Genomic DNA, 20,533 nt, shown 5'->3' on the forward strand with positions numbered 1-20,533 from the left:
GCGGGGCCGCCGGTGCACCGGACACACCGTCCGCCGGGCACGGCGCCGGCGTACACACCGCTCGCCGGGCAGGGCGCCGGCGTACACACCGCTCGCCGGGCACGGCGTCCGCCGGGCAGGGCGCCGGCGTATACACCGCCCGCCGGACACACCGCCCACCGGGCACGGCGCCGCCGGACACACCGTCCGCCGGGCACAGCGTCGTCGGCCCGAGCCGCCGGATGACCTCGCTCCGGTCTCAGGAAGCCAGCCCCTCAGCCTCGGCGGCGCGGCTTCCCGGAGCCACCGGAGCGCGAGCTCTTTGGCGCGCCGCCGCCGGCCCTGCGCGAGCCGCCGCCGGCGGCCTGCCGCTTCTGGCCGGCCTTCTGGCCCTGCTTCTGCCCCTGCTTCTGACCTTGCCGGGGCTGCTGACTCTGCTGCCGGCTCTTCGGCTTCCCGGCCCGGTCGGCCTTCGCTTCCTGCGACGACTTCTCGTCGGGTCTCCGCCCGCGCGAACTGTTCACGGTCCGCCCGCGCACGATCCCGATGAAGTCCTCCACCAGATCGGTGGTGGCCTCCTCCGGCCAGGACAGCGCGACCTGCGACTGCGGCGTGTCCGTGATCGTCCGGTAGGTCAGGTCCCTGCGGTGGTGGAGGCGGGCCAGCGACTGCGGCACGATCAGCAGCCCGATCCCGGCCGCCACCAGTTCGATCGCGTCCGCCGTCGTCGCGGGCCGCTCGAACGCGGGCTGCCCCGGCGGGCGCTCCCAGTCCAGGCTGTCGTCGAGCGGATGCAGCACGATCTCGTCCGCGATGTCGTCGACGGTCACCTCGTCGGCGGCCGCCACCACGTGGTCCTTGGGGCACACGACCACGGTGGTCTCGGTGTACAGGGGGATGGCGCTGAACACCGTACGGTCCACGGGCAGGCGCAGCAGGGCGGCGTCGGCGCCGTGCTCCCGCAGCGTCGCCTCCGCGTCCGCCGCCGTCACCTGGGTCAGTACGAGCGGAACGTCGGGCTGCCGCTCGTTCCAGATCCGCACCCACTTGCCGGGCGTCACGCCGGGCACGTACGCCAGCCGGAACGACGGCGACGGCGCCGTCACGGGCGCCGAACCGAGGTCGGGGGCGGGATCCGTAGCGGCCGCGGGGTCGTGGTCGGGGGCGGGGGAGAGGGGTGCGTCCGAGCCTGTCACCAGGCCAGATTACCGGTCGTGGTCGGCGACCGCGTGCCCGCCCGATATTCTTGTCACCATGACGCAGCACCAGAACGCCCAGTCCATGAAGCCCGCCACCGCGGCGAAGAAGCTGGGCGTCTACCTCGACGCCACCCCCGCCGATTTCCGCGAGGGTTCCGTCTCCCGCGCCGAACTGAACGCCCTCCAGACCGACCCGCCGGAGTGGCTGCGCGAGCTGCGCCGCAACGGCCCGCACCCGCGCCCCGTCGTGGCGGCCAAGCTGGGCGTCTCCATCTCCGGCCTCGCCCGCGGCGGCGTCACCGACGCCCTCACCACCGAGCAGATCGAGGCGCTGAAGGCCGAGAACCCGGAGTGGCTCCAGAAGGAGCGCGCCACCCAGGCCGACGTCCGCAAGGAGAACGTCCGCATCAAGGAGATGCGAGCGGAGAAGGCGGCCCGCGCGGCCGAGCGCGAGCGCGACTGATCCTGCGCGGTACGGTCCCGAGCCGGCCACCGGCCTGAATTCGCGTGCGGCCGCTCCGCCCCCAGTGGTGCAATCACCGGATGCGGAATGAGGCCGAGACCGACACCAAGACCGAGATCGGGGCCGAGACCCGGGCTGAGGCCGAGGCCGCGACCCGGATCGACCACCAGACCGGGCCGACGACGACGGTCGACCGTGGTCGTTTCGGCGACGCGGTCACGCCCTGGGAGGACCCCGACTGGCGCGGGACCGCTCTGGGCTGGGCGGAGCGAGGGCTTGCCCGGCACGGCCTGCGGGAGACCGGGCCCCGCGAGGTGCGGGTCCGGCCCTGGTCGATCCTCGTCCGCTTCCGCACCGGCCCGGCCGACCGTGACGCCTTCTGGTTCAAGGCGAGCGCCCCGGCCGCCGGTTTCGAGGCCGCTCTCGGCGGTGCGCTCGCCGACTGGGTTCCCGAACACGTCATGGCGCCGCTCGCGGTCGACGCGGAGCGCGGCTGGTGCCTCCTGCCGGACGGCGGCCCGCTCCTTCGCGGCGTGCTCGACCGCGGCGACGCGGACCTGGGGGACTGGCTCACGGCAGTCGGGCAGTACGCGCGGATGCAGCGCGCCCTCACCCCGTACGCCGACCGCATGACGGAACTCGGCGTGCCCAGCGCCCGTACCCGGCACCTGCCGGAGATCTTCGACGGCCTCGTCGGGACCAACCCGACCTTCGCGCCAGAGACCCGGGACTCCCTGCGCGCCCGGCGTCCGCTCCTGCTCCAGTGGTGCGAGGAACTCGACGCGATCGGCGTCCCCGACTCGCTCGACCACTGCGACCTGCACGACGGCCAGGTCCTCGCCCCCGGCGCGGGCCGCTTCACCTTCTTCGACTGGGGCGACGCGGCCGTCGCGCATCCCTTCGCCAGTCTCCTCGTGCCCGCGCGGGACGTCCGCGAACGGTACGGCCCCGAGACCGTGACCGCCGTCCGGGACGCGTACCTGGAGCCGTGGACCGACCTGGGCGTGCCGCTCCCGGAACTGCGCCGCGCCGCGACCCTCGCCGTGAGGCTCGCCGCGCTGTCGCGCGCCGTTTCATGGTTCCGCCTCTTTCCCGGCACACCGGCCGCGGACTGCCACGAGGCGAGCGCGTACTGGGTCGAGGAACTGTTCGCCGCACCTGACCTCCTCTGACCTCATCCGGTTTTCCCGTGCTGCCGGTTGCCCTGCCCTGCGATATCCGATGGCGGACGAGGGCAGAGCCCGCGAGGATGCGCGCATGGACGCAGTCAAGAACACCGACGAAGCAAGAGTGACCCGCTGGACGCCGTCGGTCGTCGAACCCGACATGTGGGTCGACCCGGACGACGACCCGCGCGAGACCGAGGACGAGATCGTCGGCGAACGCGGCACGCTGGCCGACGGTCTGCGCTACTTCCGGCTCACGTTCGAGATGAAGTGCGCGGGCCTGGACGCGGAGCAGATGGCCCGGCGCTCGGTGCCGCCGTCCACGATGTCCCTGCTCGGTCTGCTGCGTCACCTGGCCGAGGACGAGCGGCACCTTCGCCGGATGGCCGGCGAGGACCTGCCACGGATCTACCGCACCGCCGAGGACCGGGACGCCGACTGGAACGGTGCGGTCGCCGACCCGGAGGTCGTGGCGGAGGCGTGGAGCCGGTGGCGCGCCGAATGCGAGCTGACCGACCGGTTCCTCGCCGGCTTCGGCGACCTCGGCGCCCGGCCCGCCGGGGACGCGCAGCTCCGCGACATCGTGGTGGCCCAGATCGCGGAGTACGCGCGGCACTGCGGCCACGCGGACCTGCTGAGGGAACGGATCGACGGCCGCGTGGGTCAGTGACCCCGGCCTCTGCCCTCCCGCCCTCCTGGCACTACCGGTGCCAGTTCCGGTCGAGATGGGCGACCAGTTCGGCCTCCTTGCGCAGCAGCGCCTCCCGCCGCTCGGCGGGAAGGCCCGCAAGGCGGTCGACGAGCACCCGCCTGCGCGGGACGAACACCACGTTCGCGGCGAAGAGGCGGCAGGCGGGGCACCACGCGAAGCCGATGCACCGCTCGTACGAGCCGGACTCGGGCGGGTGCTGCCGGTACTGGTACGCGCGGATCGACGTTCCACAGTCGGCGCAGGCTCGCCGGTCGCCGTCGAGAACGCCCTCCAAGGGGCCTTTGATCCAACGGTACTTGTCCTGTGGGCGTCGGTTCAGGCGCATGCGGATCATCCTGCACCAGGGCCCGGCCGCCCGCCGAGCCCTGCCGGTACGGACTCCCGCAGCGCGCGGGCCAGTGCCGCGACCGCCGGGTGCGGCCCCGCGCCGCTGCGGAAGGCGATCCGGGTCCGGCGGATCACCGGGAGCGCGGTGAGGCACACCCCGGGCGGCGGGTCCGTCGCGCCCAACTGCGGGACCACCGCGACGCCTTGACCGGCGGCGACGAAGGCCAGGACGGTCGCGAACTCGTCCACCTGGTGCCGGACCCGCGGCACGAACCCGGCGGCCCTGCAGACCTGTTCGGTCACCGCACGGCAGAGGGTGTCGGGCCCCGGCATGATCCAGGGTGCGTCCTGCCAGCGCGCGAGCCCGTCGAGCCCGTCGAGCCGCGCACTCTGCGGGTCGAGACCGCCCGGCAGGTCCGGCCGGACGCCCGGGTCCCGTGCGTCGGGGCCTGCGGCGGCCGACGCCAGGTACATCTCCTCCTCGCACAGTTCCTCGGCCGCGAGCCCCGGCTCCAGGGGTGAGGGCACCAGGTCGTAGTCGTGGATCAGCGCCACGTCCAGGTCGCCCGCGCGCAGGGCATGGGCCACCGCCGCCGGGTCGGTCTCGGAGACCATCGGTTCGAGCGCCGGATGCCGGACCGCGAGGCGTACGAGCGCCTCCGGCACGATCGCACGGCTCGCCGTGGGGAAGGCGCCGATCCGCAGCGGGCCGGCCGGACCGTGCCGTGCCTCGGCGAGTTCGGCCGCCGCCTGCTCCAGGCGTTCGAGCACCGCTTCCGCGTGCCGCACCAGGTTCTCGGCGGCGGGAGTCAGTCGTACGCCGCGCCCCGAGCGTTCGAGGAGGGCCACGCCGGCCTCCCGCTCCAGCGTCGCGAGCTGCTGCGAGACCGCCGAGGGAGTGAAGGTCAGGGCCTCGGCGACGGCGGCGATGGTGCCGCGCAGGGCCAGTTCGCGCAGCAGGCGCAGTCGTCGTACGTCGAGCATCAGTACAGCTTACGGTTCGCATCGGAAACGCGAACTGGACCTGTGGGTTTACTGGCGCCAGTCTCGAAGGCATGGCACAGGACTTCACTCCGCACGGCATCTACGTTCCCCTCGTCACCCCGTTCGGCCCCGACGGACGGCCCGACCTCGTCGCCCTGGAGGCCCTCGCGGACTCCGCGCTCGACGGCGGCGCCGCCGGACTCGTCGCGCTCGGCACCACCGGAGAGGTCGGCGCGCTCGATCCGGAGGAGCGCGAGGCCGTCGTCGACACCTGCGCGCGGGTCTGCCGGCGACACGGCGCGCCGCTCGTCGTCGGCGCGGGCAGCGGCGCCACCGCGCAGGCCGCACGGGAACTCGCGGGCCTGAACCGATGGCCCGAGGTGCGCGCCGCGCTGGTGATCGTCCCGGCCTTCGTCCGGCCTTCGCCGGACGGCGTGGTCGCCCACTTCACGGCCCTCGCCGCAGCAAGCGCCGTTCCGCTGATCGTCTATCACATCCCGTACCGCACGGGCCGGCCGCTCGACGCCGCCACCCTGCGGGCGCTCGCCGCCGTCCCCGGAGTGATCGGAGTCAAGTACGCCGTCGGCGGCGTCGACCAGGACACCGTCGCCCTCCTCGGCGACCTGCCCGACGGCTTCGCCGTGCTGGCCGGTGACGACGTCTTCACCTCGCCGCTGCTCGCCCTCGGTGCCGCGGGCGGCATCCTCGCCTCCGCGCACCTGGCCACCGACCGTTTTGCGGCGCTCGTCGAGGCCTGGAACGGCGGTGACGTCGCACGGGCCCGGACCCTCGGCCACCGGCTGGCCCGGCTCTCCGCGCTGCTCTTCGCCGAGCCCAACCCGGCCGTCGTCAAGGGCGTCCTGCACGCCCAGGGCCGCATCCCGACCCCTGACGTGCGCCTGCCGCTGCTCCCGGCCTCCGAGCAGTCGGTGACGGCTGCCCTGAAGGAACTCGACACCCTGACCGCGGCGGAGGCGACCGGCTGACCGACGGGGCCGCAGGTGATCCGGAATCGGATCGGAACCGGAACCGTGCCATGGACACACCGCGTCCCCATGGCCGAACGACGGTCGCCCGTCCCTCCGTTACTCCATCCCTCCGTTTCCCCGTCCCTCCGTCCCTCGGCCCGGGCCCACGCCCGGACCGGAAGGAGCGCCATGGCCACGCACGGCACGACCCCGCCATCCGGCCGCCGTCAGGGAGGCTGCCTCCCGACCCTGGTGATCCTCGCGGTGATCCTCGGTCTGGCCTACGGCGCCTCGAAGGTCTTCGACGACACCGGCTCGTCCTCCTCGTCGTCCTCCTCCTCGTCCTCCGCGGGCGAGAAGGCCTCCTCCTGGAACGTCGGGGACTGCGGCGGCCCCGACCCCGAGGACGCGCCCGACGGCTACCGGGCCCTGGACTGCGACGACTCGGGCGCCACGTTCAAGGCCCTGGAGGTGAAGGAGGCCAGCATCCTCCCGGACGCCATCCAGTGCCCGGCGGGCACCGACCTGATCATCCAGGTCAAGATCTCCTTCGGTTCCGGCGGCGCCAAGAACGGCGGCATCCCCAGCAAGACCGTCTGCGGCCGCAACCTCTCGGGCGACCATCCCGGTGACGCGGGCGCCGGAGGCGGCCAGCTCGTCAAGGGCGACTGCGTCACGGACACGGCCCAGGAGGTCCCGTGCGCGTCCGCGACGGGCAGCGGCTTCAGGGTGCTCGATCTCGTGAAGGACGAGAAACAGTGCCCCTCCGGCACGACCGAGCCGATGCGGCTGACCCTGGCCATCGGCAGGCCGTACGACGTGATCTGCACGACCAAGGCCTGACAGACCCCGCAGCACGACCGCCCAGGCCGCGCCTACGCCCCGTCCGGCGCGTCGGGGCTGACGGTGGTCAGGAGGTGGGCGACCAGGGGGTTGCGGTCGTGGTTGCGCCAGGCGACGGCGACGCGTGTGCGGGCGGTGGCGGGGGTGATGCGGCGGAAGGCGACGTTCCTGAGGCGGAGGCGGCGGATGCTCGCCGGGGCCAGGGAGACACCGAGACCGGTCTCCACGAGCGCGCACACGGTCTGCCACTCCACCGCCCGCTGGGCGATCCGCGGTGTGAAGCCGGCGGCGGCACAGAGGCCGGTGATCTTGTCGTGCAGCTGCGGTCCGACGTCGTGGGGCGGCAGTACGAAGGGGGAGTCCGCCAACTGCTCCAGCCGCACGGCCCGTTGGGCGGCCAGGGGATGGGCGGCCGGCAGCACCGCGACGAAGGGCTCGGTGAGTACGGTCCTGAAGCCGAGGTCCTCCTCCGTCGCGGGAGGCTCACGCAGCAGGCCGATGTCGATGGTCTTGTCGTGCAGGGCGGCGATCTGCGGCGCGGTGGTCATCTCGCGGATGTCGAGGTCGGCGTCGGGGAACCGTTCCCGGAAGGTGCGGAGAAGGCCGGGCAGGACCGTCAGCGCGACGGAGGCGGAGAAGCCGATCCGCAGCCGTCCCGCCCGGCCGCTGCCCACGGCCCGGGCCGCCGCCAGGCCGTCCACGAGCTCGCCCAGCACCCGCCGCGCGGCCGGCAGCAGTTCGCGGCCGGCGGGGGTGAGCGTGACGCGGCCCGGTTCGCGGCGGAACAACGCATGGCCGACCTTGTCCTCCAGACGGCGGATCTGCTGGCTCAGCGGGGGCTGCGCGATGCCCAGGCGGGCGGCCGCGTGGCCGAAGTGCAGTTCGTCGGCGAGCACGACGAAGGCGTGCAGCTGCGGGAGAGGGATGTCGGGGCGCTCCATACGCCCAGGGATATCAGTCCATCCACTTGTGTGTATTAGACGTATCGGTGCAGGCCGCCTAGCGTTCGGCGCATGACAGAGAGACGTGCGATCCTCAGCGGCTCGACCTTCGAGGAGCAGATCGGCTACGCCCGCGCCGTGGTGGACGGCGACTGGGTACACGTGTCCGGGACGACCGGTTTCGACTACACCACCATGACGATCTCCGACGACGTGGTGGAGCAGGCCGAGCAGTGCCTGCGCAACATCGGGGCCGCCCTGGCCGAGGCGGAATGCACCTTCGCCGACGTGGTGCGGGTGCGCTACCTCCTGCCCGACCGCGAGGACTTCGAGCCCTGCTGGCCCGTCCTGCGCCGCTGTTTCGGCGACGTGCGGCCGGCCGCCACGATGCTGATGTGCGGTCTCTCCGACCCCCGCATGAAGATCGAGATCGAGGTGTACGCGCGGCGGGCCGCCGCGTCACGACCCGCCTGATCCGCTCCGCCCCCACCGGCGGTTCCGTGCCGTGACCGACCGCCGGGCCGAGCGGGTTCTCCCAGCTCCCGCGCACGGTGGCCGGAATGTCCCGACCGTTCTCGTTGATCCCGGACAATGGCGTGCCGTCAGATCAACAATGGGTAACGGAAAGGGATATGCCGGGCAGAACCCTTTCCTCCGCTCCGCTCTCCTGGGATCTTGCGTCCACCCCACACAACACAGGGCCCGGTCGGCGCCACCCGCGCCTCCGGGTCATCGGAGGACGCATTGTTTTCCCACATATCGAGTCGGCTGAGACTCCCGGTCGCGATCGCCGTCGTCGTCGGCGCCACCGTGGCCGTCGCCGCCCCCGCCCAGGCCGACGGCCGGGCCGTGAACGGCATCGAGCCGCAGGGCACCGCCCAGGCCGACGGGCGGGCCGCCACCGGCGCCCGCACCCAGGCCACCACCGGCGCGAAGGCCGCCGAGTCTTCCCGGACCTCCGCCGCCTCGGCGGCCGGCACGGCAGCCTGGGCCGCCGGCACCCGCGCGTACCTCGTCATCACGACGCCCGGTGACACCACCGCCGTACGCACGGCCGTCGCCTCCAACGGCGGCACCGTCTTCGCCTCGTACGACGCCATCGGCGTCATCGTCGCGCACTCCACCTCCGCCTCCTTCGCCGCCACGATGCGCGGCGTCACCGGCGTCCAGCAGGTCGGCGCGACCCGTACCTCCGACGTGCCCGCCGACGCGTACAACCCGGCGCTGCCCGCCAACCCCTCGCAGGCGACCACGACGCTGACCGAGTCCAACCGCTGGGACATGACCCAGATCAAGGCCGACCAGGCCTGGGCCGTCACCACCGGCTCCGCCACCGTCAAGGTCGGCGTCCTGGACACCGGCGTCGACGACCAGCACCAGGACATCGCGCCGAACTTCAACGCCGCCGACTCCGTCTCCTGCGCCTACGGCAAGGCGGACACCCGCGCCGGCGCCTGGCGTGACGTCGGCACCCACGGCACGCACGTCGCCGGCACCGTCGCCGCGGCCAAGAACGGCAAGGGCGTCATCGGCGTCGCTCCCGGCGTGAAGATCTCCTCCGTGCGCATCGCCGAGCCCACCAGCAGCCTGTTCTTCGCGGAGAACACCATCTGCGGCTTCATGTGGGCGGGTGACCACGGCTTCAAGGTCACCAACAACAGCTACTACACGGACCCGTGGCAGTTCAACTGCCCGGACAACGTCGACCAGGCCGCCATCATCGAGGGCGTGCGCCGCGCCCAGGCCTACGCCGAGTCGAAGGGCTCGCTCCAGGTCGCCGCGGCCGGCAACTCCAACTACGACCTGGCCAACAAGACGACCGACAGCGAGTCCCCCAACGACTCCACGCCGGTCACCCGCACCATCACCAACGCCTGCATCGACATCCCGACCGAGCTCCCGGGCGTCGTGACGGTCTCCGCGCAGGCCAGCGGCGGCGCGAAGGCCTCGTACTCCAACTTCGGCAACGGCGTCATCGACATCACCGCCCCCGGCGGCGACGGCGCGACCGGCGTCTACTCGACGCTGCCCGGCGGCAAGTACGGCTCCATGAGCGGCACGTCGATGGCCTCGCCGCACGTGACCGGCGTGGCCGCGCTCATCGCGAGCACCAACCCGACGTTCACCCCGGCGGACATCCGTAACGCCCTCGCCACCCAGGCCACCGACAAGGCCTGCCCGTCCGACAGCCGTTGCACCGGCACCACGACGAAGAACGGCTTCTTCGGCGAGGGTCAGGCCGACGCCCTGAAGGCGGTCAGCGGTACGACCCAGCCGCCCACCGGCCCGTACTTCGAGAACCTCACCGACGTCGCCATCACGGACAACGCGACCGTCGAGAGCGCCATCACCGTCACCGGCGTGACCGGCAACGCCCCGGCGACCCTCAAGGTCGGCGTCGACATCAAGCACACCTACCGCGGCGACCTCGTGCTCTCGCTCGTCGCGCCGGACGGCACGGTGTACCCGCTGGAGGACTTCGCCAACAGCGACAGCACGGACAACGTGCTGAAGACCTACACGGTCAACGCCTCCGCCGAGACGGCCAACGGGACGTGGAAGCTGCGCGTCCAGGACATCGCGAGCCAGGACACGGGCCGCATCGACGCCTGGAACCTCACCTTCTGATCCCCTCCGCTCACAGCGGCGCCGAGCCCCCGGGAGAAACCTCCCGGGGGCTCGTTCGCGCCGGAACGCGGTCGGTGACCGTCCACGAGGGCCTCAGGCGCGCAGCGCCCGCAGCAGGGTCCGGGCGCCGACGGCGGGGAGGGCGACGGAGACGCACACGAGGACCAGCAGCTCCATCGGGCCCAGCCTGCCGCCGACGAGCAGCACGGAGCCGGCGAGGACCGCGAGGGGCACGGCCGCCGAAGTGGCCGTGCCCACCAGCTTGTGACGGGTCGACCAGGACGGCGATCCCCAGAGCAGCACCAGACCGGCGAGCAGGACCACGCCGCCCAGCGGTGGGCTGAGGAGGAAGACCAGGCCGGCCGAGGCGAGCAGGGCGACGGTCAGCCGGGAGCGGGCGGGGCGCGCCGGCTCGGCGGACGTGACCGGCACGGCGGAGGTGACGGATGCGGCGGTCACGGCCGGGTACGGCTCCTCGGCGAGCGCTGAGGCCGCGACGGTGCGCGGCTCGCCCAGTTCGGCGAGGACCTCGCGGAGCCGTTCCTCGGTGCCGGCGCCGCTGACCTCGATGTGCTCGCGCAGGTCCGCCAGCAGTTCGGCGCGGCGCTCGGCGGGCAGTTCGGCCGTCTCGCGGGCCACGGCGTCGAGGTAGGCGACGACGCTCGGGTGGTCGGTCGTGTTCATGCGGGTTCCCCCTGAGAGTCGTTCTGAGAAGCGGTAGTGGTCCGTGGGGCCGTGGTGGCCGGTGGGGCGGCGGTTTTCGGGGAGTCGTCCAGGAAGTGGTCGACCGCGTCCCGGAAGAGCGGCCAGGCCCGTGTGAACTCGGCGAGTGCCGCACGCCCGACGGCGGTGAGCGTGTAGTAGCGGCGGGGCGGACCGCTCGGTGACTCGCGCAGTTCTGTGTCGACGAGCCCCTCGCGGCGCAGCCGCGAGAGCAGCGGATAGATCGTGCCCTGGCTGGTGGTCATCACGCTGACCGCCGACAGCTCGCCGAGCAGCTCCACTCCGTACCTCGGCCCGTCCCTGAGCAGCGCAAGAACGCAGTGCTCCAGTACGCCCTTGCGGAGCTGGCTGGGGACCTTGCCCCCCACCTCGTTCATTGCTTCACCAGGAACCATGTAATGCAAGATAGCTCGCCCGTGGGCCCCACGACAAGGAGAAACCCGGTGGGGCGCAGCGGGACCGGACCGGTAGGGTGCGCGCTCTCACATGCAGAGCAACAAGGGGCGGGAAACGAGGGATGGGGATGAGAAGCGGGATTCCGCAGGGGGTCACGGAGGCGGTCGACCTGGTCGCCGGCGACACGGCCGACATCGACCCGGCCGATGGCGACACGGCCGACATCGACCCGGCCGATGGCGACGCGGCCGACGTCGACCCGGCCGCGCCGGAAGCCGGGCAAGGGTGGGGGACCGAGGCCTGCCCCGCGTGCGGCGAACCCGTCCCCGCCGATCCGCGCTTCGTCACCTGGTGCGCCGCCTGCGACTGGAACGTCGACCCGGCCGACGGTGATCCCCGTCCCGATCCGGAACCCGACCGCGTCGAGCGGCTGCGGCGGGCCATGGCACAGCGGTACGGCGAGCAGCTCTTCGCCGACCTCGCGCAGGAGCCGGCGTCCGGTTCCGGCGCGCCGCCCCGGCCGGGCGCCGCCGGCGTGCTGGCGACGGTCCTGGCCCTGGCCGTCCACGCGCTCACGCTCGTCGTCGCGGTCCTGGGCCTGTGGTTCCTGATCGCGGGCTGGGGCGAAGGCGCCCAGCCCGTCATCGGTGTGCTGCTGCTCGCGCTCGCCGTCCTCCTGCGCCCCCGGTTCGGCCGCCTCGACAAGCACGAGGCAGAACTGCCCCTGCTCGAACGGGCCGACGCACCCCGGCTCTTCGCTCTCCTCGACGACATCGCCGCGGCGGTGGGGACCAGGGGCGTCGACGTCGTGGCGCTCGACGCGGACATGAACGCCGGCGTCACCACGTACGGCATCCGCCGACGCCGTCTGCTGCACCTCGGGATGAGCCTGTGGGCCGTCCTCACCCCGCAGGAGCGGGTCGCGCTCCTCGGCCACGAGTTCGGCCACTACGCGCACGGCGACACCCGGCACTCCCTCCTGGTCAGCAGCGCGTTGAACTCCCTCACCACCTGGCTGTACATGCTCCTGCCGAGCGGGGGCCGCTCCCTCCTGGACACGTTCTCCAACCTGCTCACCGCGCTCCCGCGCTGGGGCGTGTACGGCCTGATCCTGCTCCTGGACCAGGCGACCCTGCGGAACTCGCAGCGTGCCGAGTACCTCGCCGACGGTGCCGCCGCCCGTCTCGCCGGACGCGATGCCGCGGTCGGCATGATGGAACGGCTCCTCGCGGCGAGGAGCGCCGAGACGGCGCTGCGCCGCGAAGTCGTCGCCACCCGCACGCGGACCGGCGGCCCGGCCCGCCGCGACACCCCGGCGGGGCGGCGCGAAGAGGCGGCCGACGTCCTGTGGGAGCGCGTCGCGGCCGAGGTCCGTCGCGTTCCCGCCCACGAGTACGAGCGCCTGCGGCGCGTCGCCGCACGGCGAGGTCACTGCGTCGACGCCACCCACCCGCCCACCCACCTGCGGATCCGTCACATCGCCCGGACGGCAGCGCAGGAGCCGGGTCTCGAGCTCGGTCGGGAGCGGGCCGCCGCCGTGGAGACCGAGCTGGAGCAGCCGGCCCGGACCGTGGCCCGGCTGCTCCTGCGCGACGGCGCCGTCTGATCACCCACCACGGCCTACGCCGTCACCTCCTCCACGGTGATGGCACGTACGGGACAGGCGCGGGCGGCCTCGCGGACCAGCGGGCCGCCCGCGCCGTTCTCACGGCCCGCGACGACCGTGCCGAAGCCGTCGTCGTCCTGGGTGAAGATGTCGGGGGAGACCAGGGCACACTGGCCGGCGCCGATGCAGACGTCCGTGTCGATGGAGATGCGCATCATCGGTCCCTCACCACGTCACGGGGAGTTCGAGCATCCCCTGGATCGTGTCCCCGGGCTTGAACGGGATCTCCTCGGCGGGTGCCGCGAGCCGCAGCCCCGGCAGCCTGCGCAGCAGCGTCCCGAGCGCGATCTCCAGCTCCGCGCGGGCCAGGTTCTGCCCCAGGCACTGGTGGATCCCGTAGCCGAACGCCAGATGGTGCCGCGCCGAGCGCACCCAGTCCAGGCTGTCCGGATCGGCGTAGGTCCCGGCGTCACGGTTGATCAGCGAGGTCGAGAACACCACGCCCTCGCCCGCGCGGATCACCACCCCGCCGACCTCGACGTCCTCGCGCGCGACCCGCAGCATCCCGTCCGCGATCGACAGGAACCGCAGCAGCTCCTCGACCGCCTCCGGCAGGATCCCCGGATCGGCGCGCAGCTCCGCGAGGCGCTCGGGGTGACGCAGCAGCGTGTAGGTGCCCAGGGAGATCATGTTCGCCGTGGTCTCGTGCCCCGCGATCAGCAGGATGCTCGCCAGCTGCACCAGCTCCTCGCGGTCGGGCGTCCCGTCCCGCAGCTGCCGGGCGACGAGGTCGTCGAGCACGCCCTCGCCCTGTCTGCCGCGCTTGCCGTCGATCAGGTCGCCGAGATAGTCCTCGAGCCGCGCCAGCGCGTCCTCGGTGTCCTCGCTCGTCGGTCCGCGCAGCAGCCGCCGGGACTGCTCCTCGAAGAAGTCGTGGTCCTCGTACGGCACGCCGAGGAGGTCGCAGATGACGATCGAGGGCACGGGCAGCGCGAACGCGCTCACCAGCTCGGCCGGTGGTCCCGCCGCCTCCATGTCGTCGATGAGCCGGTCCACGGTCGCCTGGATGCGCGGCCGCAGACCCTCGATGCGTTTGACGGTGAAGCTCGGGATCAGCATCCGCCGCTGGGTGTTGTGCTCGGGGTCGTCCCATCCCAGCAGCGCGGCCCGGCGCCGCCTGCGCACGCCGGCGGCGCGCTCCGTCGGGATCGGGAAGGCGGGATGGGTGGAGTCGGTGGAGAGCCGCTGGTCGGCGAGGAGCGCACGGGCGGCCTGGTGGCCGGAGACGAACCACACCTGCCGTCCGTCCCACAGGGTCACACGGGACAGCGGGCGTTCGTCGCGGAGCGGGTCGTAGGCGGTGGGCGGGTGGTAGGGGCACGTACGGTTCTGGGGGAAGGCCACGACTTCGGTCATGGGGGCCTCACAGACGGCGGTGGTCGGTGGTCGGTCGTCGGTCAGGGGCCGGCTGTCACCGGTCATGGGTCGGCCGCTCATCGGTCTCGGTCTCGGTCGTCGGTGGTCGGTCGTCGGTCACCGGGTTCCGAAGACGGCTGACCCCTCCACTACATGCCTCAGGCATCTATCCGGTCTACATGTAGTTCGGCCAAACCACCGGAACGGGTAACTCCGTCGGCGGGGCGGAAACCCGTTTCGGCCAGGACGCCGCCGCCCTACGCTTCGGCCCATGTCAGAGCCTCTCGCCCAGCCCCTCTCGCACCCCCGCGCGGAGTCCCTCTCGCAGTCCCGCTCGGAGTCCTTCGAGCAACCCCGCTCGGACGGGCGCACGATGCTCGTCCTCCCGTCCGATCCGCTGCGCCCGCGCCGCCCCGACCCGCACTACGCGGGGGAGGCGCGGCAGGCCGAGGACCTCGGTGGCGGGTACGCGGTCGTCGACCACGACGCGCTGCTCGCCGGAGACGCACGGGAGGCGGTACGGCGGGTCCCGGCCGGACCGGAACCGCTCTGGTACCGGGGCTGGATGCTGCCCCGGACGGCGTACGCGGCGATGGAGGCGGCGCTCGCCGAGCGCGGCCGCACGCTGCTCACTCCGTCCCGTGACTACGCCCGCGCCCATGAGCTGCCCGGCTGGTACGCGACCTTCGCCGGCCTCACGCCGCCGAGCACCTGGATCCCGGGCACGGGGATGCCGCAGGACGCGGCGCTTGCGGCGGCGGCCGCCGGACTCGGCGGGCGGGGCCCGGCCGTGGTCAAGGACTACGTGAAGTCCCGCAAGCACGAATGGGCGCGGGCCTGTTTCGTGCCCGACCTCGCCGACACCGCCGGCCTGCGACGGGTGGTCGGGCGGTTCGTCGAGCTGCAGGGCGAGTTCCTGGCGGGCGGGGTGGTGCTGCGCCGCTTCGAGCGGTACGTGCGCGATGCCGACGGCCGCGCCGAGGAGGCCCGGGTCTGGTGGCTCGACGGTCGGCCGGTCCTCGTCGGCCCGCACCCGGACACGCCACTGGTCCGACCCGCCCCCGACCTGTCGGCCGTACGACCGCTGGTCCGTGCACTCGGCTGCCGCTTCGTCACCACCGACCTGGCCCGCCTCGCCGGCACCGGCACCTGGCAGGTCGTGGAGGTCGGCGACGGCCAGGTCAGCGACCTGCCCCGAGGCGCGGAGGCGACGAGCCTGTTCGCCGCCCTGCTGGACAGCGGCGCCGCAGCCGGCAGCGAAGCCGACGCCGAGGCCCGCACCGAAGCCGGCACAGAGGCCGGCACCGAAGCCGGCACCGGCGTCGATTCCGGGGGGCCCGGTCCTGAGCAGTGACCCGGATCCGGTCCGCGGCGCGCCGGTGGCGTGATCGGGATCAGTTCGCCGCGGTCTTGAGGAGCGTGGCGATCCGCTCCTCGACGGCCGGGCCGAGGCCCGTGAGGGCGAACTCGGTCGGCCACATGACGCCGTCGTCCAGGCCGGCGACGTCGCTGAAGCCCAGGGTGGCGTACCGGGCCTTGAACTTCGACGCCGGCTTGAAAAAGCAGAGCACCTTGCCGTCCTTGGCGTAGGCGGGCATGCCGTACCAGAGTCTCGGCGCGAGCTCCGGCGTGGTGGCCTTGACCAGGGCGTGGACCTTCTCGCCGAGGACGCGGTCCGCCTCCGGCATTTCGGCGATCTTGGCGACGACCTCGGCCTCCGCCGCGGCCGCCTTGTCGGCGGCCGAACCGGCGCGCGAGGCCGCCCGCACCTCCTTGGCGCGGGCCTTCATCGCGCTGCGCTCCTCGGCGGTGAACCCGTCGGTGTCGGCGTCGGTCGTCTTGGTGCTGCGGGTGGTCTTCTTCGCGGTCATGGCTGAACTACTCCTTGTGCGCTGTCTGTTCGAGCTCTTGTTGGCTGATCTCCATGCTAGGGATCACATGCGGCCGGAGGCTTCTCCGAAACTGATCGGATCCGGAGAACCAGGGACGACGACGCGGATCCGGGTCTGGATCCAGGTGGCGGGTCAGTCGGGGAGGCGTACCGCGGTGCCGAGGATGTGCGTCGCGGCCGGCGAGGGGACGCGGGTCTCGGGGAACGAGAAGGTGTCGATCGAGGCGAGGGAGAAGCCCGCGGCCGTGATCGCCGCGCGCGTGTCGCGTCCGGTGTGGCAGCCGCCCGCCAGCCGGGGCCAGACCGTGGCGTCGAGGACGCGCTGGACGCGGCGCATGCCGGGCGACTCGGCCCGCACGTGCTCGAAGAAACGGAGTTCGCCGCCGGGCCGCAGCACGCGCCGGAGCTCGGAGAGCGCGGCACCTGGATCGGTCACCGAGCACAGGGTGAGGCAGACGACCGCCGCGTCGTACGAGGCGTCCGGCGCGGCCAGGTCCTCGGCGATCCCGGCGGTGACCTCCACCGGCACCGGTGCCGTGCGGGCGGCTTCGCGGGCCAGCGCGCGGAGCCGGGGTTCCGGCTCGACGGCGAGCACGCGTCGTACGCCTGGCGGGTAGTGGCCGAAGTTCAGCCCGTTCCCGGCCCCGACCTCGACGACGTCACCCGTGAGCCCGGCCAGCAGCCGTCGACGGTGCTCGGCGGCCCCGGCCCTGTCGAGGGCGGGTCCGGCGACCTTGGCGTAGACGCGCGCGAAGACCGGATGGGACCGGGACCCGGCGGACCCGCTGCTCGGTCCGTTCATGATCTCCACCCTCCTCGGCCGCCGCCTCGCACCTCACGCCTCACGATAGGGCGCGACAGATAGGTTCGCGGCATGGCTGACGCAACACACGCCGACTGGCGTACCGACCGCATCGGAGCCGCGCTCCGTGGCGAGAACCCGACAGTGATACGACGGCTCGACGCGAGCTTCGCCGTGATCGGCGACGTCCAGTTCCTGCCTGGCTACTCGGTCCTCCTCGTGGACGAACCCGACGTCGAGCGACTCTCGGATCTGCCGAGGTCCAGGCGCCGCGCGTACCTCGACGACCTGGACCGCTTCGCCGAGGCCGTCGAACGTGCCTGCGGCAGTCAGGATCCGGCCTTCCGCCGCGTCAACCTCGAGATCCTCGGCAACAAGGACCCGTTCCTGCACGCCCACATCTGGCCCCGCTACTCCTGGGAGCCGCCCGAGCTCGTGAACATGCCGGTGTGGCTCTACCCGCGCGACCACTGGACTGCCGAGCCCTTCCGCCTCGGAGCGCGCCACGACGACCTCCGCAAGGCGATCGGCCACGAACTGGACCGGCTCGTCCCCACCGACTGACACGGCGGACATGCTGAGCGTGGCTGGCCGACATACCGTCAGCGTCGCCCAGACTCCGTGGTGTTGACGCTTGGTCTGGACCAATCTACGGTCGAGGTCGAGGGGTCGCACCACACGCCCCGCCTCCGGCCCCGCGCTCGCCATTGCTCAGGACCATCCCCCCACGTCCCAAGGAGCACGCATGCCAGGTCATCGGATCGCCCACGCCCTCGGAGCGGGGCTCGCCACCCTGCTCGCCGGCGTCACCGCCCTCGCGGTTCCGGCCGTCGCTGCCGGCACTGGCAGCCGGCCCGCCGGGACCGTCGCGGAGACCTGTGCCCTCAAGCCCAGGCCCGCCGGAAAGGTGCTCCAGGGCTACTGGGAGAACTGGGACGGCGCCGCCAACGGCGTCCACCCGCCCTTCGGCTGGGCGCCCATCGACGACCCGCGCTTCGCCGCCCACGGCTACAACGTGATCAACGCCGCCTTCCCCGTCATCCGCTCCGACGGCACGGTGCTCTGGGAGGACGGCATGGACAGCACCGTCCGCGTCCCCACCCCCGCCGAGATGTGCCGGGCCAAGGCGGCCGGAGCCACCGTCCTGCTGTCCGTCGGCGGCGCCGCCGCCGGCATCGACCTCAGCTCCCGGGCCGTCGCCGACCGCTTCATCGAGACGATCGTGCCGATCCTGAAGACGTACAACTTCGACGGCATCGACATCGACATCGAGACCGGCCTCGTCGGCAGCGGCAGCATCGGCACCCTGTCCGCCTCGCAGGCGAATCTCGTGCACATCATCGACGGCGTCCTCGCCCGCATGCCCGCCGGCTTCGGCCTGACGATGGCCCCGGAGACGGCGTACGTCACCGGCGGCAGCGTCGCCTACGGCTCGATCTGGGGCGCCTACCTCCCGATCGTCAAGAAGTACGCCGACAACGGCCGCCTGTGGTGGCTCAACATGCAGTACTACAACGGCAGCATGTACGGCTGCTCCGGCGACTCCTACTCCGCCGGCACCGTCACCGGCTTCGTCGCCCAGACCGACTGCCTCAACCGCGGCCTGGTCGTCCAGGGCACCACGATCCGCGTCCCGTACGACAAGCAGGTACCCGGCCTCCCCGCCCAGCCGGGGGCGGGCGGCGGCTACATGGCCCCGTCAGCCGTGGCCCAGGCCTGGACCCGCTACGCCGGCGCCCTCAAGGGCCTGATGACCTGGTCCGCCAACTGGGACGGCTCGAAGAACTGGACCTTCGGCGACAACGTCAAGTCCCTTCAGGGCCGTTGACCTTCCGTGGCGGGCGACGGCGAGTCGCCGGCGCCCGCCCGTCGCGTTCAGATGCCGACCACCGAGCCCTTCGCGGAGACCTCGTAGACCAGCGTGACCGTGCGTCGGCCGCCCGGCGGGAGCGCCACGTCCCAGCGGACGATGCCGTCCGCGTCGAGGGCGTCGGGCGCGGGGGAGGAGGCCTCCTTGCGGAGCCGTACCTGGACCGCCGACACCTCCGAGACGGGTATCCGCTCCCGGACGACGACCACGCGCTCGCCCTGCTCGCCGGGAGCGGAGAAGCGCGACAGATGGAGCCGGACGGTGCGGGTGACCACGGTCCGCTGGGCGAGCCCCGTGGTGTCGCGGGTCTCCTCGGTCCTGCGGACCACCCGGAGGTCGTCCCGGCTGCCGAAGGCCAGCTCGACGGGCGCGCCCGGAGCCGTGAAGTCCAGCGTGCCGCGTCCGACGAAGCCGCCGCCGCGGATCAGGTCCACCGGCCCCGCGAGCAGCGCGTGCCCCGACCCGTTGTCGAACCGCGCCACCTGCGTGACCAGCGGCGACAGCTCGGGCGAGCACGCGTATTCGCTGCGCACCGAGGTGGTGAACGCCGACAGCGGCACCCGGTGCGCGCGGCCGTCACTCGGGACGCGCACCGGCACCGGGGCGGTCAGCACCCGCGCCTCGCCGCCGTCGTCCACGCCCGGCAGCCCGAGCACGGGCAGCGGACCGAGCGCGGAGGTCTCCTCCTCGCGCAGCTCGACCGCGATCGTCCGGCGCTCCTCCGCCGAGCGGTCCTTGAGCGTCAGCCGGTCCTCGGTCAGCCGCGGCGGATCGGTGGCCAGCGACGACCTGGCGGTCGACAGCGTCAGCCGCACGTCCGACCAGTCCTCGCCGGTGCGCTGCCACACCACGGCCTCGGTCTCCAGCGTCAGCGAGTCCCCGTCGAGCACTGCGCGGTAGGCGGGCCGCCACAGCGCGCACGGGGTGAGATGCCCGAGACGCAGCCGCGCCGGACCGGCGACGGCGGACTCCACCGTCAGCTCGACATGGCCGACCAGCTCGGCGTGCTCTTCCTCCGACCCGTACAAGGCCTGCTCGGTCTCGGCGAGTTCCGTGGCGAGCGTCGCCAGCCGGGCCTCCAGGGCCCGCAGTTCCTCGCCGTACGTGTCGCGTTCCGCGTCCACCCGGTCGAGTTCGCGGGCCCAGCGCGTCGTGTCGGTCTCACCCGTCCCGGCGCCCTCGCCGATCTCCCGCAGCAGGTCGGCGGCGAGCCGGCCGAGCAGGTCGAGCCGGGCCTTCAGCCGGTCCCGGCGCCGCTCCCCGTCGGAGCGCTCCTCCTCCAGGGCGTGGACGCGTGCGCGCAGCGCGGAGTCGTCGGCGGAAGGACCGGGCGTGGACGGCTGCCGGCTGCGGACGATCCGCACGTCGAGCACGTTCACCGGATGATCCGCCGTCAGCTCGGCGTGCAGCGTGCGGTCGACGGCCGGCGCGCCGACCGGTCCGAGCCGCAGCCGCCGCACGCCCGCCTCCAGGTCGAGCACGGCGGTGCGCTCGACGTGGGCCCGGTCCTCCAGACAGGTGACGGAGGTGACGGGAAGCGCGACCGGCGGGGCCGCCGGTGGCTCGGAGACCGCGTCGGCCGGGGCCGGGGTGTTCTTCGGGGCCGTGGTCATGGGTGT

The 20,533-nt window shown here is 73.0% G+C and carries 22 protein-coding genes; 11 read left to right on the forward strand and 11 right to left on the reverse strand.

The genetic code is table 11. The features are described 5' to 3' along the window. Positions 1–254: 254 nt before the first annotated feature. Positions 255–1,085 (reverse strand): LysR family substrate-binding domain-containing protein, encoded by an 831-nt coding sequence (locus ACFVGS_RS21030; protein ID WP_385693355.1) that lies wholly within the window; start codon positions 1,083–1,085, stop codon positions 255–257. Positions 1,086–1,233: 148 nt separating this feature from the next. Between ACFVGS_RS21030 and ACFVGS_RS21035 the strand changes: the two genes are divergently transcribed. The 3 genes from ACFVGS_RS21035 to ACFVGS_RS21045 all read left to right on the forward strand — a co-directional run bounded on the left by ACFVGS_RS21035 (position 1,234) and on the right by ACFVGS_RS21045 (position 3,477). After that, positions 1,234–1,641: a DUF5997 family protein gene (locus tag ACFVGS_RS21035; protein ID WP_384412888.1), complete on the forward strand. Its 408-nt coding sequence runs from the start codon at positions 1,234–1,236 to the stop codon at positions 1,639–1,641. A gap of 80 nt (positions 1,642–1,721) precedes the next feature. Beyond that, the gene (locus tag ACFVGS_RS21040; RefSeq protein WP_385693312.1) at positions 1,722–2,813 is read left to right on the forward strand and encodes an aminoglycoside phosphotransferase family protein; all 1,092 of its coding nucleotides are present in this window, start codon (positions 1,722–1,724) and stop codon (positions 2,811–2,813) included. 85 nt (positions 2,814–2,898) lie between these two features. Then, a complete protein-coding gene (locus ACFVGS_RS21045) occupies positions 2,899–3,477 on the forward strand; it encodes a DinB family protein (protein WP_385693313.1) in 579 nt (192 codons plus the stop codon). A 31-nt stretch (positions 3,478–3,508) separates the two neighbouring features. On the opposite strand, the gene ACFVGS_RS21050 is transcribed toward ACFVGS_RS21045, so the two are convergent. Both ACFVGS_RS21050 and ACFVGS_RS21055 read right to left on the reverse strand, forming a co-directional pair. Further along, a complete protein-coding gene (locus ACFVGS_RS21050; protein ID WP_384412897.1) occupies positions 3,509–3,844 on the reverse strand; it encodes a hypothetical protein in 336 nt (111 codons plus the stop codon). A gap of 5 nt (positions 3,845–3,849) precedes the next feature. After that, positions 3,850–4,830, reverse strand: a complete 981-nt coding sequence (locus tag ACFVGS_RS21055; protein ID WP_385693314.1) for a LysR family transcriptional regulator — start codon at positions 4,828–4,830, stop codon at positions 3,850–3,852. A 71-nt stretch (positions 4,831–4,901) separates the two neighbouring features. Here ACFVGS_RS21055 and ACFVGS_RS21060 point away from each other — a divergent pair, with 71 nt between their 5' ends. Both ACFVGS_RS21060 and ACFVGS_RS21065 read left to right on the forward strand, forming a co-directional pair. After that, complete coding sequence (locus ACFVGS_RS21060; protein ID WP_384412902.1) at positions 4,902–5,816, forward strand: 4-hydroxy-tetrahydrodipicolinate synthase family protein; 915 nt, start codon at positions 4,902–4,904, stop codon at positions 5,814–5,816. Positions 5,817–5,987: 171 nt separating this feature from the next. Then, positions 5,988–6,641 carry a hypothetical protein gene (locus ACFVGS_RS21065; RefSeq protein WP_385693315.1) on the forward strand — a complete coding sequence of 218 codons (654 nt, stop codon included), beginning with the start codon at positions 5,988–5,990 and terminating at the stop codon, positions 6,639–6,641. A gap of 32 nt (positions 6,642–6,673) precedes the next feature. Here ACFVGS_RS21065 and ACFVGS_RS21070 read toward each other — a convergent pair whose 3' ends face one another. Then, on the reverse strand, positions 6,674–7,582 hold the full coding sequence (locus ACFVGS_RS21070; RefSeq protein ID WP_385693316.1) for a LysR family transcriptional regulator: 909 nt from the start codon (positions 7,580–7,582) through the stop codon (positions 6,674–6,676). Positions 7,583–7,654: 72 nt separating this feature from the next. On the opposite strand from ACFVGS_RS21070, the gene ACFVGS_RS21075 reads away from it, so the two are divergent. After that, positions 7,655–8,056 carry a RidA family protein gene (locus tag ACFVGS_RS21075; RefSeq protein WP_384412910.1) on the forward strand — a complete coding sequence of 134 codons (402 nt, stop codon included), beginning with the start codon at positions 7,655–7,657 and terminating at the stop codon, positions 8,054–8,056. A gap of 270 nt (positions 8,057–8,326) precedes the next feature. Beyond that, positions 8,327–10,210: a S8 family serine peptidase gene (locus ACFVGS_RS21080; RefSeq protein WP_385693317.1), complete on the forward strand. Its 1,884-nt coding sequence runs from the start codon at positions 8,327–8,329 to the stop codon at positions 10,208–10,210. A 93-nt stretch (positions 10,211–10,303) separates the two neighbouring features. Here ACFVGS_RS21080 and ACFVGS_RS21085 read toward each other — a convergent pair whose 3' ends face one another. Both ACFVGS_RS21085 and ACFVGS_RS21090 read right to left on the reverse strand, forming a co-directional pair. Next, on the reverse strand, positions 10,304–10,894 hold the full coding sequence (locus ACFVGS_RS21085) for an HAAS signaling domain-containing protein (protein WP_385693318.1): 591 nt from the start codon (positions 10,892–10,894) through the stop codon (positions 10,304–10,306). Further along, positions 10,891–11,328, reverse strand: a complete 438-nt coding sequence (locus tag ACFVGS_RS21090) for a PadR family transcriptional regulator (protein WP_384412919.1) — start codon at positions 11,326–11,328, stop codon at positions 10,891–10,893. Before ACFVGS_RS21090 ends, ACFVGS_RS21085 begins: the two co-directional genes overlap by 4 nt. Positions 11,329–11,456: 128 nt before the next feature. Here ACFVGS_RS21090 and ACFVGS_RS21095 point away from each other — a divergent pair, with 128 nt between their 5' ends. Then, the gene (locus tag ACFVGS_RS21095; protein ID WP_385693319.1) at positions 11,457–12,935 is read left to right on the forward strand and encodes a M48 family metalloprotease; all 1,479 of its coding nucleotides are present in this window, start codon (positions 11,457–11,459) and stop codon (positions 12,933–12,935) included. 14 nt (positions 12,936–12,949) lie between these two features. On the opposite strand, the gene ACFVGS_RS21100 is transcribed toward ACFVGS_RS21095, so the two are convergent. Further along, positions 12,950–13,150, reverse strand: a complete 201-nt coding sequence (locus ACFVGS_RS21100) for a ferredoxin (protein ID WP_384413036.1) — start codon at positions 13,148–13,150, stop codon at positions 12,950–12,952. A 10-nt stretch (positions 13,151–13,160) separates the two neighbouring features. After that, a complete protein-coding gene (locus ACFVGS_RS21105) occupies positions 13,161–14,351 on the reverse strand; it encodes a cytochrome P450 (RefSeq protein WP_385693320.1) in 1,191 nt (396 codons plus the stop codon). Positions 14,352–14,724: 373 nt separating this feature from the next. On the opposite strand from ACFVGS_RS21105, the gene ACFVGS_RS21110 reads away from it, so the two are divergent. Continuing rightward, positions 14,725–15,705 carry an ATP-grasp domain-containing protein gene (locus ACFVGS_RS21110; protein ID WP_385693356.1) on the forward strand — a complete coding sequence of 327 codons (981 nt, stop codon included), beginning with the start codon at positions 14,725–14,727 and terminating at the stop codon, positions 15,703–15,705. A 40-nt stretch (positions 15,706–15,745) separates the two neighbouring features. On the opposite strand, the gene ACFVGS_RS21115 is transcribed toward ACFVGS_RS21110, so the two are convergent. After that, positions 15,746–16,222, reverse strand: coding sequence for an iron chaperone (locus ACFVGS_RS21115; RefSeq protein ID WP_385693321.1), 477 nt, complete (start codon positions 16,220–16,222; stop codon positions 15,746–15,748). A gap of 153 nt (positions 16,223–16,375) precedes the next feature. Continuing rightward, a complete protein-coding gene (locus ACFVGS_RS21120; RefSeq protein WP_385693322.1) occupies positions 16,376–17,044 on the reverse strand; it encodes a class I SAM-dependent methyltransferase in 669 nt (222 codons plus the stop codon). 72 nt (positions 17,045–17,116) lie between these two features. On the opposite strand from ACFVGS_RS21120, the gene ACFVGS_RS21125 reads away from it, so the two are divergent. Further along, a complete protein-coding gene (locus ACFVGS_RS21125) occupies positions 17,117–17,608 on the forward strand; it encodes an HIT family protein (RefSeq protein ID WP_385693323.1) in 492 nt (163 codons plus the stop codon). Positions 17,609–17,789: 181 nt separating this feature from the next. Continuing rightward, positions 17,790–18,872, forward strand: a complete 1,083-nt coding sequence (locus ACFVGS_RS21130; RefSeq protein ID WP_385693324.1) for a chitinase — start codon at positions 17,790–17,792, stop codon at positions 18,870–18,872. Positions 18,873–18,919: 47 nt separating this feature from the next. Here the strand turns inward: ACFVGS_RS21130 and ACFVGS_RS21135 are convergent, their stop codons facing one another. After that, entirely contained in the window at positions 18,920–20,527 is a 1,608-nt protein-coding gene (locus ACFVGS_RS21135) for a mucoidy inhibitor MuiA family protein (protein ID WP_385693325.1), read from the reverse strand. Positions 20,528–20,533 lie beyond the last annotated feature (6 nt).

This window comes from Streptomyces sp. NPDC127114 (assembly GCF_042677525.1).
In the GTDB taxonomy this organism is placed as follows: domain Bacteria; phylum Actinomycetota; class Actinomycetes; order Streptomycetales; family Streptomycetaceae; genus Streptomyces.

Bases quoted from the DNA above. Each gene is read 5' to 3' on its own strand.
- ACFVGS_RS21035 (WP_384412888.1), top strand. From the start codon at position 1,234: ATGACGCAGCACCAGAACGCCCAGTCCATGAAGCCCGCCACCGCGGCG.
- ACFVGS_RS21040 (WP_385693312.1), top strand. From the start codon at position 1,722: ATGCGGAATGAGGCCGAGACCGACACCAAGACCGAGATCGGGGCCGAG.
- ACFVGS_RS21045 (WP_385693313.1), top strand. From the start codon at position 2,899: ATGGACGCAGTCAAGAACACCGACGAAGCAAGAGTGACCCGCTGGACG.
- ACFVGS_RS21050 (WP_384412897.1), bottom strand. From the start codon at position 3,844: ATGCGCCTGAACCGACGCCCACAGGACAAGTACCGTTGGATCAAAGGC.
- ACFVGS_RS21055 (WP_385693314.1), bottom strand. From the start codon at position 4,830: ATGCTCGACGTACGACGACTGCGCCTGCTGCGCGAACTGGCCCTGCGC.
- ACFVGS_RS21060 (WP_384412902.1), top strand. From the start codon at position 4,902: ATGGCACAGGACTTCACTCCGCACGGCATCTACGTTCCCCTCGTCACC.
- ACFVGS_RS21065 (WP_385693315.1), top strand. From the start codon at position 5,988: ATGGCCACGCACGGCACGACCCCGCCATCCGGCCGCCGTCAGGGAGGC.
- ACFVGS_RS21070 (WP_385693316.1), bottom strand. From the start codon at position 7,582: ATGGAGCGCCCCGACATCCCTCTCCCGCAGCTGCACGCCTTCGTCGTG.
- ACFVGS_RS21075 (WP_384412910.1), top strand. From the start codon at position 7,655: ATGACAGAGAGACGTGCGATCCTCAGCGGCTCGACCTTCGAGGAGCAG.
- ACFVGS_RS21085 (WP_385693318.1), bottom strand. From the start codon at position 10,894: ATGAACACGACCGACCACCCGAGCGTCGTCGCCTACCTCGACGCCGTG.
- ACFVGS_RS21090 (WP_384412919.1), bottom strand. From the start codon at position 11,328: ATGGTTCCTGGTGAAGCAATGAACGAGGTGGGGGGCAAGGTCCCCAGC.
- ACFVGS_RS21095 (WP_385693319.1), top strand. From the start codon at position 11,457: ATGAGAAGCGGGATTCCGCAGGGGGTCACGGAGGCGGTCGACCTGGTC.
- ACFVGS_RS21100 (WP_384413036.1), bottom strand. From the start codon at position 13,150: ATGCGCATCTCCATCGACACGGACGTCTGCATCGGCGCCGGCCAGTGT.
- ACFVGS_RS21105 (WP_385693320.1), bottom strand. From the start codon at position 14,351: ATGACCGAAGTCGTGGCCTTCCCCCAGAACCGTACGTGCCCCTACCAC.
- ACFVGS_RS21110 (WP_385693356.1), top strand. From the start codon at position 14,725: ATGCTCGTCCTCCCGTCCGATCCGCTGCGCCCGCGCCGCCCCGACCCG.
- ACFVGS_RS21115 (WP_385693321.1), bottom strand. From the start codon at position 16,222: ATGACCGCGAAGAAGACCACCCGCAGCACCAAGACGACCGACGCCGAC.
- ACFVGS_RS21120 (WP_385693322.1), bottom strand. From the start codon at position 17,044: ATGAACGGACCGAGCAGCGGGTCCGCCGGGTCCCGGTCCCATCCGGTC.
- ACFVGS_RS21125 (WP_385693323.1), top strand. From the start codon at position 17,117: ATGGCTGACGCAACACACGCCGACTGGCGTACCGACCGCATCGGAGCC.
- ACFVGS_RS21130 (WP_385693324.1), top strand. From the start codon at position 17,790: ATGCCAGGTCATCGGATCGCCCACGCCCTCGGAGCGGGGCTCGCCACC.
- ACFVGS_RS21135 (WP_385693325.1), bottom strand. From the start codon at position 20,527: ATGACCACGGCCCCGAAGAACACCCCGGCCCCGGCCGACGCGGTCTCC.